Source organism: Salinivirga sp. (assembly GCF_055145285.1).
The window spans coordinates 24,070-40,522 of sequence record NZ_JBSRDC010000070.1; the positions used below are offsets into that span (position 1 = coordinate 24,070).

Genomic DNA, 16,453 nt, shown 5'->3' on the forward strand with positions numbered 1-16,453 from the left:
ATGATGAAAACGAGCATTATTATTTATTTATTGGTTTCTCTATTGGTAATATTTTTCAGCTGCAATAATGAAAAATCAAGTGCTGAAAAGTCTCACCCTGAGAAGAGTGCAGAATCTGCGAAAACAAAACTAAAAAAGAAAGAAAAAAAGGAACTGGAAATAGTTTTTAGTGAAGACAAAGCTTATTTGGAAGCATATTATGAATTACCTCATATTAAAAAATTCTATCAATGGCAGGGTTTGAAATATATAAATCCCCGAGAATTAAGTATTCCTGAAGATTTGACAAAATTACAATATGATGAACTACGATTACTTAGAAACGAGGTTTTTGCAAGGAACGGCTACCTTTTCGAGGATGGTTTTTTAAGAGGATACTTCAATAGGTTTAAATGGTACTTGCCCATATTTAAGGTAGATTCCTTTAAGGTGAAGTTGAATCAAATGGAAAGGAATTTAATTAATGACATTCTTGAAGAAGAAAAAGCTAGAAAAGATAGACGTGTTGTAGATAAAAAGGGCTTACAATTGTATAATTCGCAATTGGTAGTTAACTATAAACAATTTTCAAATATTTCAGATACCCTCCTTAGAGATCTTGAGGAACGCAATTTTTCTATTCTTGATGCCAATAGAGGAATGCCTTTTTATATATATGATAAAAATGCCTATCAGTATATTCCACATTACATAACGATAGATCTCTATTTGTTTATAATGCATAAATATTTTGCAAGATTTTTAGAAAAGTTAGAAGAAAAGACCATGTTCCCATTATTGGCTGAATTTGTCCAAAAGTTAAGTTTAAAAACAGACAAGTATCGTAACCAAAAAGGTGCTAAAATAGAATCAGCAGCTGAGTGGGCAAGGGTTTATTGTTCTTTAATACAGGCTGCATTAGGAGAAGAAATATTATCTGTTCCACAAAGGTATAGAACTGTTTTCGATAGAGAAAAAGAGCAAATCGAAAAAGAAATAGGGGCGCCATTATTTATTAAAAATCAACTTTTATGGTATAATGACCTAAAACCAAGGGGGCATTATACTAAGAGTGATAGTCTGAAAAAGTATTTTAAGGCACTGAGATGGGTTACTAAGAACGGAATACATTTAGATAATGAGCAGCAACTTCGAGGTATGATTTTAATGGCTTATGTCATTAAAAATGATATAGGCCTAAGAAAAAGGTATAACGAATATATTGGCATAATAGAAAAAATTGCAGGAAGAGAAGATAATTTGTCTTTAAGTGATCTTATGCAATATTTAGAAATTGGTAATATGTCAGATGCATTATCTGATAATAACTTATCACATATTAGAGATGAATTAAAGTCATTAAAAAAGGAAAAGATTAAAGCAAAATTTGGTGAATCATATAATCCAGAAGAGGCGAAAATTAAACGATTGTATCTGTTTTCCAGTACATATTCTATAAGTGGCGAAATTTTTTCTAAACTTATTCATATTGATGAGCGTGATTCAAAAAGGCCTTTCCCCAAGGGCCTGGATATTCCTGCTATATTTGGCAACAAGCAGGCTGAAAAAATTCTTATGGAAGAATATGGCGAGGCAAAGGATTGGTCTGGCTTTAAACCGAAATTTAAAAAATTGCAGAATCAGTTTAATAGTTTTAATGATTGGAATCATAATTATGGATTTAAGGGTTTAGAAACTGCCCTAAATGCTAGTTCAGAAGACGCAAGGTATCCGGATTATATGAAAACAGACTATTACAATCGTAAAGAGTTATCAACAACACTTGCATCGTGGGCACATATAAAGCATGACCTTATATTATACCAAGAAAAACCTTTCGCTGCTGAGGCAGGCCAGGGTGGGGGACCAAAGCCACCTAAACATTACAGTTATGTTGAGCCTAACCTTAAATTCTGGGATTCGTCTATAGAGCTGGTAAAATGGCTTGAGGAATTAGCTGTTCATCAGGATATTTTTATGGACGAATTAAAAAGAATTAAGAAGTTGGGCCTATTATTGAAACAAACAGCTCATGACCAAGTTGATGGCAAAAAGATAAGTGATGATGCTTATAACGAACTTCATTATGTTGGAGGGAAGATTGAATATATTTTATTGGGACTTTTACAAACTGATCATTTACCCGAGCGTGAAAAATCAATGGCCATAGTAGCAGATGTATACGAATATAATGGTACAAATTTAAATGTAGGGATTGGACACGCTGACGATATTTTTGTTGTAGTACCCATGCAAGGTGAATTCTATCTTGCTCGAGGATCTGTTTTTTCTTATTATGAATTTAAGGGAGGTACATTAACAGACGAGCAGTGGAAGCAAAAGATTATTAGTAATGATGAACCGGCGAGACCTAAATGGCTGCAACCAGTAATTCGCTACATTGAAAAACCAAATGGAGTTATGCAATTTAGATAATTAGCTGTTTTTAGGGTTAGGTTACAAAAACACAATCAGCACTACAAAAGTTATAATCGACAACAGAATGCCGATTTTGTTGATCAGACTGACTTTTTCGCGGAAAACCCACAGTGCAATGATTACCGAAGTGAATACCACACCGGTATTGTTTAAGGCAATTACAATTGAGTTATTAATAACCAGTGCGTTGAGGGCATTTATCAGGAAAAACAATGACCCGAAATTTGCCAGTCCCATGAGCGTACCGCTAATAAGCGCTTTAGGTTTTAGAATGGTGATGCGGTTTTTTTGGAAAAAGATAAGCACAATACTCCATAAAGCTGAGAATCCAAAGAGCAGAAACGAAAAAATAGATGAAGCGTTGGGGTTTTTGATGTAAAATGTTTGTGAAAATTTGATTAATGAATCAGCCAACCCTAATAACACAAAGAGCATAACGGGCAGCAGCATAATGAAAAGCGATTCAAGGCTTTTTCTCCGTTTTCTGAATACGGTAAGAAACACAGCTACAATGGCCATAATAAGCAAAATAAGTTTAGTATGTGTGTAATGGTCATTATCGTCGATGAGGATGGAGAAAAACATCGGAAAAACGAACGACATTTTACTGGCCACTGTAGTTAAGGCAATGCCCGCCTTGCGTGTAGTAAGCCCCATGAGAAAGAACGTAAAAACAAAAATGCTCCCGATTATTGCAGCCGGCCAAATCCAGTTCAGTGGAATGTTGGCTACATCGGTTGGTGTGAGACCTGCATTGAAATATCCAAAACCACTGGCAATAAAGTAATTAATGATGATTGGGTGGATGATGGGAATATCATATTTCTCCGTTACCTTGAAAATAATCAGGATTACTACACTGGAGAGTATGCTGAGCAGTAGAAAAAGCATCTTTTTGCCGCAAAGATAACAATGCCTTTTTTATAAATACCAAATCTGGTGATTTTGTTCAGAAACGGACACCCACAACTATCATATCGTCGATTTGCTCGTAATCTTTCATCCAGCTTTCAATGGTGTCTTCCATGGTCATTTGCTGGTTTGGCATGTTCTGATCCTGAACAGACAGAAGTTTTTCCTGTAGTTTTTTACTGGTAAACTTGCGGTTTCTGGGGCCGCCAAACTGGTCGGCATAACCGTCGGAGAATATGTATATGGTGTCTCCCTTTTCAACCTGAATTTTATGGTTGTAAAATGGCTTTTCTGCTTTAAGCTGGCTGCCACCAATAGACCTACGGGTTACTTTATATTTAGTGAGTTCTTTATTTCGGATGTGATAAAGCGGGTTATAGGCTCCTGAAAATGTTAATTCATGGCTTTCTTCGTCAATGGCGCAAAGCGCTATGTCCATACCGTCGAAAGTATCGCTTTTACGCCCTTTTTGGTTCAGACTTTGTTTAATTTTTTCGTCAAGTTCATTCAAAATTTCAGCAGGGTCTGTTATTCCTTCTTCCGATACAATCTGGTTGAGCAGGTTATTCCCAATAATCGACATAAAAGCACCTGGAACCCCGTGTCCAGTACAATCGGCTGCTGTAAATATGCGGGTTTTACCTTTTTTCATATACCAGAAAAAGTCTCCGCTAACTATATCTTTCGGTTTAAACAGCACGAATACATTATTAAATTCTTCTGAAAACTCGGTAATTGAAGGGTAAATAATAGCTTGTTGTATGCGCTGGGCATATTGTATGCTGCTTGTAATATCGAGGTTTTTCTTACGGAGTTCGGCGGTGCGTTCAGCCACTATTTCTTCCAGAATACGCTTTTCACGCTTTAACTTTCTAGTTCGGATTCGTATATATACCAATACGCCAATAACAGGAATAATTATGTACAGAATATACGCCAGCGTAGTGCGCCACCACGGGGGTTTAACCCTGATATGTATGGATACTTCTTTGCTGTCGCCTGATGGCCATACACCTTCACTATTGGTGGCTTGTACTTTAAATGTGTATTCGCCATCCTGTAAGTCCGGGAAAGATGCAAAGGTGCGTGTGCTGGGCTGGCTCCATTTATCACTTTGCCCGATCATTTTATACTTGTATTTGATATTGCCCTGGTGGGCATAATCGAGTCCGACAAATTCAAATGATATGAAGTTCTTGTGCCATGGAATTACTACTTGCCGTTTGCTTGATGGGAGTGTATCACTTTCCAGTTCTTTGTCCATTACTTTAATGGATGTAAGCCTCACCGGAGGTTCATATTGACGGGGTTTTATCTGTTCCGGGTCAAATGCGTAAAATCCTCCAGTGCCTCCAAAATAAAGTGTACCTGTACTGGCATTGCGTAAATAAGCACCCTGACTAAATTCGAGGCTTTTAAGCCCTTCGTTTTTCTGGTAGCTTTTTATGGCAACGATGTTGGAAGCTGAGTCAAGTGTAATCCTCGCAATACCGCTGTTGGTGCTTAACCATAAATTATTTTCTTTGTCCGGCAAAATGGCCCATACGTTGTTGTTGGGTAGCCCATCAGTGATATTGTAATTAAGGAACTTGCCGTTTTGTGGGTTAAACCTCGATATGCCCATTTCTGTGGCAATCCAAAAATATCCGTTTGGGTCTTCGTGTATATATTTTACTACATTGTTTGCTATGGTTGTGGTGTCTTTGGCATCATGCTGGTAAGACGTGGCTTTCATTGATTGAATATTTAGTTTAGCGAGCCCACCACCGCGTGTGCCAAGCCATAAGGTATCCGGATGATTGCTGTATATGAAAAATATGGTATGGCTGTTTAGTCCTTCAATATTTTTATAGCGTTTGAACTTTTCAGTTTTAGAATTAAAATGGTTTAAACCATCGAAAGTACCGATCCAGTAATTGTTGTTTTTTGCCGGTTCCATACAGATAATGGTATTGTTGCTGATTGAATTCGGATCATCGCTTTTTTCTTTGTAATTTTTCACCTCACCTGTTTCTGGATTGAAGTATTGTAACCCGCTTCCCCAGCTACCTAACCATATATTGTTGAATGTCTCTACGTGTATGGCTGTAATTTGACTGCTTAATTTCGAATGGAATATATTGTAATTATAAAATTTTTCTGTCCATGGGTTAAAACCATCGAGACCACCACCAATGGTCCCTATCAGGATTTCATTGCTGTCATATTTAGCAAAGCTGAAAACTAAGTTATTTGATAGTGAATTTTCATTAGCCTTAGTGCCGTAATGCCTGAATTTTTGCTGTTTATTGTGGATTACATTTACGCCATTCTCTTTATTACTGATCCATATGCTTCCTGATTCATCTTCAAATAAATCAACCAGCCAATTGGACCGTAGCGTGTACTCCTTGTCTTTTTCAGCAATAAACCTGTACCAGGTATTTGATTGGTATTTTAGCAATCCGTGGTTGGTCGTTACCCAAATAATTCCATCTCTGTCGCGCAAAAAATCTCTGACCCTGAGCACCTCTTCTTTTTGCTGAAAAAGATGGTCGGGCGTAATATTATTTATTTCACCTTTTGACTGGTCACACTCAAAAATACCATTTTCAGTGCCAACCCATCTGAGTTGATCGCTAATGCGCAGAAAAGCATTTATCTGGTTTACATATTGTGTTTCTTCGTCATGGTCGATGAGCACCTGACGGGCATTCAATGTTTGAGGATTGAGCATATAAAAACTATTGCCATGGGTTCCCAGGAATATTCTCTCGTCGATGCAGGTAATATTTCTTATAAAATCAGGGTTCTCTTCCAACGGCACTTGTTTTATTTTTCGGGTATTAAGGTTCATTACATTTAAACCGCCTCCATGCGTCCCTATAAATAACAGTGAATCCTGACAAATGTCCAGGCTACGTATCTCGTTGTCAGTTAAATTGGTGGATGAGTCTTTAATATAGGTTGTAAATTTGCCGGTTATTAGGTTGTAAGAGTTTAAACCGTAACCAGTAGCAATCCAAAGTCTGTTTTGGTTGTCTTCTGTAATATCCCAGATTTTATTACTGCTTATAGAAGTGGAGTCGTTTTGGCGGTTGCGAAATATTTCAAAATTATACCCATCGAAGCGATTTAGCCCATCTTCGGTTGCCAGCCATATAAATCCCTTGCTGTCCTGAAAAACTTTGCGCACTTTACCAACCGAAATACCATCAGATGTTCCATATCCGAAAAAACGCAGGTCATCGCGCTCAGCAAAAGTGCTATTGCCAATTAGGAGGAATATGATGATTAGGATGGTGCGCATGCCTATTTTTTGTATTATAAAAATAAAAAATTTTATGGAGATAGCTTTTTATTTACAATTGTTTTTTTCAAATAAAAATAAGATAAAGGTCCCTCATTGAACAACAAATCGATTATGCTGAGGTTTTCAATAAAACCAAATTTTTCAGTAAAAAGTTGATGATATGATACAGGTTTATAACAAATATCATTTTTCTTGTGTTGAGGTTTTGGATGTACAATATCTCTCAAATCGGTTTGGTATGAATGTTTATAATCAGCAGATGGCGTAATTTTCGTGTCAATTTCGAGTATCTCCAATGCTTTTTCTAAAGTTCTGATATTAAGTTCAAATAGACCCGGAATTTTAGTGTTAAAAAAGGGCATGAAATCGTCAATGTAGAATTCATAGAATGGCGTATTATGGTAGGCCGTACGAATACTTTTAAATATCTGATCCTGCCAGTCTTTATCGTAATTGATTAAAATATCTTTCATTTTAGTTTTAGATCCGTGTGGTTTTATCACAGGAATACTTAGATTTTGTAACCCGTTGGGGCCTGCTATTTGCAGCCGGTTACGGAAAGTTTGCTTGGCATAAGTGTCATGTTGCTCTACAATCACCTGTTTATATCGCATAATGTGTGAAATTTGCTGAATGGGCGGAAAGTATGTAGATTGAATGGCAACGGTACACATAGCAATTGATTATTGACCAGGGTTTATTGTTTAAAAGTTAAAGACATTTCCGCTTTTGACAAATTTAACCGGCAATTTCTGCCGCATTGTACTGATGACTTCAGGAGCTGTACAATGTGATGGAAATAAAGCTTTTACTTCGCGTTTTTTAAAGAAATTAATGGTTTCCTCAATGCGCGCATCTCCCGGCTTGAGGTGAAACCCGCCCATTACTGCATAAACAGGTTTGTCTGGTAGTATTTCCATTGCTCTTAAAACAATGTTGGTAATACCGCTGTGTGCACAACCACTAATAATAACGAGGCCCTTCTGTGTTTCTATTACCAGGCCTGTGTCGTCTGGTACGGTATCCGGAGATTGGTCTTTGAGCACAAAATCTTCATGGCCTGAATCCCGGGTATTTGTCCGGGGAATTTCTCCCAGGAACCAGGTGTTGTCTGAAAGTTGCAGTGGAGCCTTGCTGTATATTACTTCAAATTTGTCTTCAATATCTTTTTGGGGTATATCAAGCCCTATACTGCGCCCATTGCTTTTCTTATAGCGTTTTCTGTGAATTTCCGGATGGGCTATTAATTTGCCTCCGTTCAGGTGCTCCAATCCATTGCCATGATCATAATGACCATGGCTCAGCACGATCATATCTGCGTCGTTAGGGTCTATTCCTATTTTCTCTGCATTTCGAAATGCAATATCCGAAGGCCCGGTATCAAAAAGTGTTTTTTTGTCTGTATTGATAAACCACGATAAACCATGAGCTGCTTCACATATGCCGCTGGCAATATTGTCGTTTAGAATAGTAATTTTCATAAGCTAAGCTTTATGTACCATTGCAAATGTAGGAAAAAATAAGGTTGCGTATGCGAAAACACCTGATATTAAAGCTTGCGGGAAAATATGAAAAAAGTCCCGGGGCATTACCCCAGGATTTACCTTGTTAGTTTAGACTAAAGCGATAAGTTGCTTTCACAAGAAAAACATTATACGGTGATACATTGAACAGGTCTCCAGTGTTTTGAGAAAAATTAAATATCACTTTATCCAAATATTCACTGCGGTTTTGAGTCCATACTAGATAAACAGAAGAGCCGGGGATGTATTCCCAGCGTATAACCAGGTTAGAAATAAAATCCATTACATTGAAATCGGGCTTATCAAACGAATAATCTGTTGTATTATCCTGATTTTGATCAATTTCATATGTGTCGCCCACTAAGTTAATTTGTTCTTCAGTAAAGCTTTGAAAGCGGTTTTCATATTTATCTGCACGGGCATCCGTAATTCGTTTTAAGTCTGTGTATTTTCCTGCACTGATAAATGGTTGACCCCAATATTGAATAGAAAGTGTAGGGGTTATACTAAAATTAACTCGTAACGACATGCGCAATGTGGTTTGCTCAATATGGCCCATGATGTATTCATTATTATTGTTAAATTCGGTGGTAGCTACATATTGTAAATTGTTTTGTCTTTGCGTAAACCGCGGAAATACCTGTATGTCGAGCATTTTATGCGGTCTGTATGAAATAGAAGTCCATACATTATACATATCTTCTGCATTTTTTGCTGCAAAGAACTGGTTTCCTCCAAAACTGTACCGGAACTTTTTTCTATGGTCACTATTGACTGATATCCAATGGTTCATTCCGGGGTTTAAAAGCAAATAGGGCCCTCCGCGGAGCGCGGAATTTGACATACGAAGGATGTTGCCGTTCATGCCATAATATACACTCCAGTAATTTGTGAAGTCCATGCCGATACTGTAATTGCCACCGGTTAGTAAACGTGTTCCGTTAAAATCATGCACATCCCATTGGTTTACATTGAAGCTAAAACGCCTGAAAATGCCTTTTGGTTCGAGCGTTCGGTACTGTATCCAGAAAAGCTCTGACATGTGATCGGCCTCGCGTTGGTAGCCCATATCGTTCATCTCCAGTTCGGGCGACTTAACATTCAGGAATAATGCATAGACAATGTTACTATTGCCTGTTTTCCCGAGCATCAGGCTGGTGCCTGTGCCTGTAAGTGATTGACGCGTAGAATCATAATATACATGGTTGGCATCGGGCCGGTTGAAATAGTGTGCCGAAGAAAGCTGGGTTTCCGAAATAGCCTCTGTACTACCCTTAACATGGCTGAATACACTATTTACCTGGAAAATATAAGTTTTGTCATCCCACTGGTGTTTAAAGTTGAAACCGCCGGTGTACGCTTCCCTGTGAAGGCTATTGAACTGACTGGCATCCAGTTGCCGGTTTGTAGCAGTTATTATGCCACCAACTACGGTATTCCCATCATTGAAATCGCGTTCTATACGACTGATGAAATAGTTTGTCATAGGTTCTACAGCCACATTTTTGGAGTTATTACCATTGTCTATTTTGGCAAATTCTTTTTGTGTAACTGATTCCAATACGCCGATAGACCAGCCGTGTTTGGTTTTTCCGGTGAGTTTCATTGCCCCAAGAATCGTAGTATTTTGCGGACGATCCATGTACTCATCGTCTGCTAAATCAGGATAATGGTGCGGATTCCTGCCAATTCTTCGAGAATAGAATAGATTGTCTGCCATAAAGTTGCCCATGGGCATCAATCGAAAATTAAGAATGTTGCTTCCTTCGATGAAAAAGGGCCGTTTTTCATCGTAAAAAGTCTCATAAGCGGTAAGGTTTACCTGCGAGGGGTCGGCCTCCACCTGCCCAAAGTCCGGATTGATAGCCAAATCAAGTGTTAAGTTATTGGTAATGCCAAATTTACCGTTCAGTCCGGCATTTAGGCCGGCCTCATAGCCATCTTTCTTAAACGGGTCCGCTGCATCTTTTTCAAACTGATCGACAGACGCTACCACAAAGGGTGTCAGTGAAGCCTCTTTTTTGGGGTCGATATCATCCATGCCGGTCAATAAGCCAAACTGACTCACATAACCGCCGGCATCCTGAGCAATTAGTTTCCACTGGTTGGTTTCCTGCAAACGGTATATGTACCGTTCAATCTGTAACCCCCATTTTTGCTCACCTGCCTTACTGAAGCGTAGTTGCGTTAATGGAATTTTTAATTCTGCTGTCCAGCCCTGCTTGTCGATTTGGGTTTTTACATACCATATGGGATTCCAGTTATTGTCCCGCTCGTCACCATCGTTGCTTATTACCGCGTCTTCTTTTACACCTGCAGCACTAACTGAGAAGCGGAAAGCTGTGCGTTTATCGAAGTAACTGTCGAAAATAATACGAATATAGTCTCCATTTAGGTTGTCACGCCGGGATAGTTGTTTCTCTATTTTTTCTGGCTCGTCGTCATAGGCTCGCACAGCTACGTAAATGAAGTTATCATCATAAATAATTTTAAAAACTGTTTTTTGTGAGGGTGTTTTGCCTTCGTAAGGGGCATGTTGCACAAATTCATTGATCCACCGGGCTTGTTTCCACGCCTTGTCGGTAAGATTCCCATCAATGTGGGGCGCTTTTTCAATGCGGACTGTACGATAGTTTTTTTGAGCTTCCAGACCAATGGACAAAAATATAAAAGTAAATAGCAGTAATGTGAAAATTGGGTTTTTCATGGTTTAAGGGTTATGGGTTATTTATGTTAATTCAATTGGTATGCCATGTATGTGTATCTTTTTGTATGTGAGTTTTTTATGTGTTTGGTCCTTTTTGTTTTTATGTTCGTATGCGTACACAAGGTGTCACAAAACATTTATATTATGACGAAATTTATTCATCATTGTGGCAGACTGGAACCTTTTTTGGAGGGATAGAATTGTTTTATAAGCAATTAATTAACGGCAGGAATTTTGAAGCATCGGGAATTAGTTGTTTATTTGCGCAAGTTAAAATATAAAGATTAACAAATTATGATGATTGAAAAGAACAAGGTAGTTGAACTTACATACGAACTTAAAGACCAGACTGCCAATGGTGAAACAATTGAAAAAGTAACAGAAGAGCGTCCTTTGACATTTATTTTTGGCGCAGGCCTGATGATTCCAACATTTGAATCCAACATCGAAGGTATGAATCCCGGTGAAGATTTTGAATTTGAATTGAAAAGTCAGGAAGCTTACGGTTCCAAATCAGAGGAAATGATCATGGATCTTCCATTGAACGTTTTTGAAGTAGATGGTGCAGTGAATTATGATATCGTTAAAGAGGGAGCCATGATTCCTATGATGGATAAAGCCGGTAACCGCATTAATGGCGTAGTACTGGAAATTGGTGATGAGGCCGTTAAAATGGACTTTAACCACCCCATGGCAGGGAGAGATCTGCATTTTAAAGGCAATGTGCTTAACGTAAGAGAAGCTACAGATGAAGAACTTTCAGCCATACAGCAAGATGAAGATTGCAGCAGCTGTAATGGTGAATGCAGTGAATGCTAATCAAAAGAAATTAGGATAAATGAAGCGTCTTCGGCAGGAGGCGCTTTTTTTATTGGTTGTAATTTCCTATCATTGTTCTCTGATTTTTGAATTAGCGAAGCACTATGAAGAGAAAAAAAGTAGCCTTGCATTGGCAAATACTGGGAGGACTGGCTTTGGGTATTGCCTATGGTTTTCTGGCATCGACAGTCGGCTGGAAAGATTTTACCATGGACTGGATAAAACCCTGGGGCACAATATTCATCAGAATGCTTAAACTTATTGCTGTTCCCCTGATATTCTTTTCATTGGTACAAGGCATCGGAAGCCTTCAAAATATTTCCAAGCTGTCGCGAATGGGACTTAAAACCCTTCTGCTATATGTGGCTTCTACGGTTATAGCCATAACCGTGGGGTTGGGACTGGTAAACTTGATTAAGCCAGGGTCAGATTTTCCCGAAGATAAAAAAGCAGAATTTCAGGAAATTTATGGAGGAGATGCCGACTCAAAAATTAATATTGCTCATGGAAGTGATGAAGGTCCCCTGAAATTTTTGGTTGACATTGTTCCCGATAATATTATTGGCGCGGCTTCGAATAATGTCAATATGTTACAGGTAATCTTTTTTGCCATTCTTTTTGGTATTGCTTTAGTGTTGCTCGAAAGACATAAAGTAGAAACAGTACATAGATTTGTTAGTGGTGTAAACGAGATCATTATTGCTATGGTGCGGCTTATTATGAAATTTGCACCATATGGTGTTTTTGCGCTTATGGGTAGTTTAATGGTAGAACTTGCAGGCGACGATCCGGCGTCGTCACTGGGGTTGCTCCAAAGCCTTGGAATGTATGCCTTGGTAGTTATTGGCGGGCTATTATTCCTGGTTGCTTTTGTTTATCCCAGCTTGCTGGCCATGTTTACCAAACTAAAATATGGACAGTTTTTAAAGGGGGTGCTGCCGGCTCAGCTACTTGCGTTTAGCACAAGCTCGAGTGCAGCAACCTTGCCAGTTACTATGCGGCAGTGCGAAAATGAGCTCGGTGTAAGCCGGGAGGTGAGTAGTTTTGTATTGCCCGTGGGTGCAACCATCAATATGGATGGGACCAGTCTTTATCAGGCTGTGGCTGCAGTGTTTATTGCTATTGTATTTGGTTATGATTTAACGCTTGGGCAACAACTGACCATTATACTCACAGCCACGTTAGCGTCTATTGGATCTGCAGCAGTGCCGAGCGCCGGAATTGTTATGTTGGTCATTGTACTGGAATCTATCGGTATACCCAGTGCCGGTATTGCGCTGATTTTTGCCGTAGACCGCCCATTAGATATGTTCAGAACTGTAGTAAACGTAACTGGTGACTCCACCATTGCTTCTATTATTGCTGCCAGTGAGAAAAAGTTGCATCCGGAAGATCTTGAGGTTAATAAAACCTGATAATCTGTGGATAGACAATGGGGCTATTTTATTATGGCTAAAACAATATTTTATGAACAAAGAAAATCTGGTGCACAAAATTATGCCACTCTGAACGTAGTATTTGTAATATCTGGCAAATTATTTTCTTAACTTAGTAGCTATTTATCACACTTTAAATTTTAGAATCATGTCAAACAAAAGAACAGTAAAAAAGAAGATTAAAGACGAATATCAAAGACTCGAAGAAGATATTCTGCATCACATGTCAGTTAATAAAGCACAAGAAGACACCAAATCGCGTGAGTTGCTGTTGGAAATGAAAGAATCGCGTAAAGCTTTTATCAGTGAATTAAATCATGCAGAAAAAATTAACAGTGAGTTTGTCAACGATTTACAAAAAAAGGTGGTGGATGATGTTGATAAAAAATACAAAGCGCTAAAAGGGCTGGTAACAAAAAAATAAATTGAAATTTCTAACGAGAAATCAATCATTATGCGCTGTGCTCTTTTTTTTATCGGTTTTTTAATTGTTGTTAATGTTCATGGTCAACAAGAGCGGGTTAAAGTTGGTGGATACCAATTGACACCGGTTGTCGACCTTGATGCTACGCCCATTAAAGATCAATATCGTTCGGGTACCTGTTGGAGTTTTAGTGGTATCTCATTTCTGGAAAGCGAAATTTTACGCATGAGAAATCTTGAAGTCGACCTGGCAGAGATGTGGCTCATCCGGCACGATTATCACGAGCGAGCCATTGATTATGTGCGTTTTCATGGAGCCATTTCTTTTGGTCCGGGCGCAGAGTCTAATGATGTGATGGATATGATAAAACTTTATGGTATTGTGCCAGAAACAGTTTATCCGGGACTTAATTATGGCACAGATATGCATGTGCATGGGGAGTTCGACAATGTACTTGATGCCATTGTAAATGCCGTGATTGAAAACAAGAATCGTAAGTTAAGTACCGCATGGATTAGGGCTTTTGATAATGTGCTGGATGCCTATTTGGGTGAAGCGCCTCAAAAGTTTGAAAGGAGAGGAGTGGAGTATACCCCAAAATCTTTCCAGCGTGCTATGAATATTGTACCTGACAATTATATAGAGTTGTCCTCCTTTACGCATCATCCGTTTTATTCGAAGTTTATTATGGAAGTGCCGGATAACTGGGCTTTTGGCGAAGTTTATAATGTGAAGCTGGAAGAATTTTTTAATCAGGCAATTTATGCGCTGGACAATGGTTATACGCTTTTGTGGGGATCAGATGTAAGTGAGGATGGGTTTTCGAATCGGCATGCCATTGCTCTTGTTCCTGCTACTGAAATTGATGAATTGAGTGGTAGTGAAAAAGAGAAGTGGGAGACTATGATTGTTGCAGAGCGTGAACAGAACATGTATAGTTTTTCAAAACCCATTCCCGAAAAACATATTACGCAAGCGATTCGTCAACAGGCTTTCGACGATTACCGTACCCAGGACGATCATGGAATGCATATAGTTGGGTATTATAAAGATGCAGCTGGCGACATCTTTTTCAAAGTAAAAAACACGTGGGGCGAATCCAATGACCAGGGCGGATTTTTCTATGCATCAGAAGCATTTTTTAAATATAAGTCGCTTAGCATTATGCTCCATAAAGATGCCCTTATGCCCGGTATTAAAACCGAACTGGGTATTTGAACATATAGCCGGCCCTGGTTGCTGTAGGGTGATAATTGTTTTATTTTTTATTGCCTGAGATAGCTATTTATCAGCATTTTGGAATCCCATTATATGCCTGATATGATTGACATTTGCTTTTGAAGTCAGCAATTCCAGCAAGAGCAAAGCTACATCAGCTGCTGTTGATGGGTTCCATGAGGTTATGATTTTATCATCCATTACAATGGGTTCATTCACCACATCGACGCCAAATTTTCTTAAAGTATCCTGCCTTTTTGTTCCTATTTTGTAAGTTGTTCCTCTTTTTCCTTTCAAAATGCCGCTTTTGCCAATTGGTAATGCCCCAACACAGACCGAAGCAATAATCTTATGCTGTTTGCTGAATGCGCGTATTAAATCCAGAAAACGGTTATCAAAGGCATCATTATAAAAACCATACTCTTCAAATCCGCCTGGGATGGCCAGGGCATCAAATGATTCAATATCGATTTCATTAAATAGATAGTCGACAATCACCTTTTGACCGAATGAAGTTTTTATTTCTTTTTGCAAACCGCAAGTGTATAATTTAGTTGACCCGTCTCCATCTATGAGATTCCAGCCTATTACATCTATAAAAACGCTGGCCTCATAGGTCTCAAATCCGTTGGCCAATAGTAAAAGTACTTTTTTCATAGTAAGTAAAGTTTGGCACCAGCATGCAAATCTCCCATTCGCCCCTGGTTTAGCATACGGGCTGTGGTTTCTTCTTTTCTGGCAATTTTATCGCTGATTCAGCAATTATAAGGCATTGTTTTACTCAGGCCATATAATGGTTTCTTCATCTTCGAATAGCGGGCCCCACTGGATTTCAGATAATACGCCATCCTCCATCCAGAAATTAATGCTTAGCTTTTCGGAGAAAACTAATTCCTGCTTAATGTGGTCCTCTGTTGCCCAATCTTCAGTTTGTAAATCATCAATTTCTAAGGCTTCGAGCTCTTTAAGCAGGTCTTGTTTCGGCAGTCCAATTAGTTTCTTGCTTTTGAACTCATAGAATTCACCTGATACTGCAATGGAAAAGAGTCTCAGGTCATCTATTTCTTCAAAACTGATGGATAGTTCCAGGTCATCATAATGCCACGATTCAGTTATCCCCTCTTCCTCTTCATTATCGGTGTGGGTGTCAATTTCATCGGGTTCACCAAGAATGTTTTGAAGGTCTTCTCTATCCATTCCAAATTTAATATCATCAAGCCCGACGCCTGCTTTTATTTCTTTTAGTGCTTGTTTCATCTTATTGCGATTTAGTTTTATACAAATCTATAGACTTTATCTGAAAAAAACACATTAGTTGAATTTTTCTATGTTTTAAACTGATGTATAACGTTTTGCGGTATTAAATGGCCGGGGATTTTGGAGCTACTTTGCTATTATCTTAAATGCGCAATAAATAATTAGAGAAAATCGGGAAGCCATGTAAAATAATGTTTGCAAAGCTTGCCCGATTAAATATTTCTCACTTATTTAGATGAAAAACATCACGTTTTATTGTAGCAAAACCATAATCAGTGGTATATCATAGAATTTTTGTGATTATGGTTTAATGTAACAATTTACTATTTCAAGGTCTTACGTTGTGTTCTGAATTGTGAAATAAACCGTGGGCAATGAAGACAGCTGATAAGGTTTAGAAAAGTAATTGAAGCGAAATTGGTGTGGTTTTTTGAAGAAAATTAAATT

12 protein-coding genes are annotated in these 16,453 nt (G+C 38.5%); 5 read left to right on the plus strand and 7 right to left on the minus strand.

Going from position 1 to position 16,453, the window contains the following annotated elements:
- The first annotated feature begins 3 nt into the window (after positions 1 to 3).
- On the plus strand, positions 4 to 2,415 hold the full coding sequence (locus ACTB0Y_RS14770) for a DUF3160 domain-containing protein (RefSeq protein WP_463207600.1): 2,412 nt from the start codon (positions 4 to 6) through the stop codon (positions 2,413 to 2,415).
- A gap of 21 nt (positions 2,416 to 2,436) precedes the next feature.
- On the opposite strand, the gene ACTB0Y_RS14775 is transcribed toward ACTB0Y_RS14770, so the two are convergent.
- The 5 genes from ACTB0Y_RS14775 to ACTB0Y_RS14795 form a co-directional block, all read right to left on the minus strand.
- Entirely contained in the window at positions 2,437 to 3,309 is an 873-nt protein-coding gene (locus tag ACTB0Y_RS14775; protein WP_463207601.1) for a hypothetical protein, read from the minus strand.
- 58 nt (positions 3,310 to 3,367) lie between these two features.
- Positions 3,368 to 6,619 carry a ligand-binding sensor domain-containing protein gene (locus ACTB0Y_RS14780; protein WP_463207602.1) on the minus strand — a complete coding sequence of 1,084 codons (3,252 nt, stop codon included), beginning with the start codon at positions 6,617 to 6,619 and terminating at the stop codon, positions 3,368 to 3,370.
- Positions 6,620 to 6,651: 32 nt separating this feature from the next.
- Positions 6,652 to 7,296, minus strand: a complete 645-nt coding sequence (locus ACTB0Y_RS14785; protein WP_463207603.1) for a WbqC family protein — start codon at positions 7,294 to 7,296, stop codon at positions 6,652 to 6,654.
- 30 nt (positions 7,297 to 7,326) lie between these two features.
- Positions 7,327 to 8,103: an MBL fold metallo-hydrolase gene (locus tag ACTB0Y_RS14790; RefSeq protein WP_463207604.1), complete on the minus strand. Its 777-nt coding sequence runs from the start codon at positions 8,101 to 8,103 to the stop codon at positions 7,327 to 7,329.
- Positions 8,104 to 8,230: 127 nt separating this feature from the next.
- Entirely contained in the window at positions 8,231 to 10,852 is a 2,622-nt protein-coding gene (locus ACTB0Y_RS14795) for a DUF5916 domain-containing protein (RefSeq protein ID WP_463207605.1), read from the minus strand.
- A 294-nt stretch (positions 10,853 to 11,146) separates the two neighbouring features.
- On the opposite strand from ACTB0Y_RS14795, the gene ACTB0Y_RS14800 reads away from it, so the two are divergent.
- The 4 genes from ACTB0Y_RS14800 to ACTB0Y_RS14815 all read left to right on the plus strand — a co-directional run bounded on the left by ACTB0Y_RS14800 (position 11,147) and on the right by ACTB0Y_RS14815 (position 14,749).
- Positions 11,147 to 11,671, plus strand: a complete 525-nt coding sequence (locus ACTB0Y_RS14800) for an FKBP-type peptidyl-prolyl cis-trans isomerase (protein ID WP_463207606.1) — start codon at positions 11,147 to 11,149, stop codon at positions 11,669 to 11,671.
- Positions 11,672 to 11,775: 104 nt separating this feature from the next.
- A complete protein-coding gene (locus tag ACTB0Y_RS14805) occupies positions 11,776 to 13,086 on the plus strand; it encodes a dicarboxylate/amino acid:cation symporter (RefSeq protein WP_463207607.1) in 1,311 nt (436 codons plus the stop codon).
- A gap of 169 nt (positions 13,087 to 13,255) precedes the next feature.
- The gene (locus tag ACTB0Y_RS14810) at positions 13,256 to 13,531 is read left to right on the plus strand and encodes a hypothetical protein (protein ID WP_463207608.1); all 276 of its coding nucleotides are present in this window, start codon (positions 13,256 to 13,258) and stop codon (positions 13,529 to 13,531) included.
- A gap of 30 nt (positions 13,532 to 13,561) precedes the next feature.
- Positions 13,562 to 14,749: a C1 family peptidase gene (locus ACTB0Y_RS14815; protein WP_463207609.1), complete on the plus strand. Its 1,188-nt coding sequence runs from the start codon at positions 13,562 to 13,564 to the stop codon at positions 14,747 to 14,749.
- A gap of 63 nt (positions 14,750 to 14,812) precedes the next feature.
- On the opposite strand, the gene ACTB0Y_RS14820 is transcribed toward ACTB0Y_RS14815, so the two are convergent.
- Both ACTB0Y_RS14820 and ACTB0Y_RS14825 read right to left on the minus strand, forming a co-directional pair.
- Positions 14,813 to 15,406, minus strand: a complete 594-nt coding sequence (locus ACTB0Y_RS14820; RefSeq protein ID WP_463207610.1) for a DJ-1/PfpI family protein — start codon at positions 15,404 to 15,406, stop codon at positions 14,813 to 14,815.
- Between the two features lie 120 nt (positions 15,407 to 15,526).
- On the minus strand, positions 15,527 to 16,006 hold the full coding sequence (locus ACTB0Y_RS14825; RefSeq protein ID WP_463207611.1) for a hypothetical protein: 480 nt from the start codon (positions 16,004 to 16,006) through the stop codon (positions 15,527 to 15,529).
- Between the last annotated feature and the right edge of the window lie 447 nt (positions 16,007 to 16,453).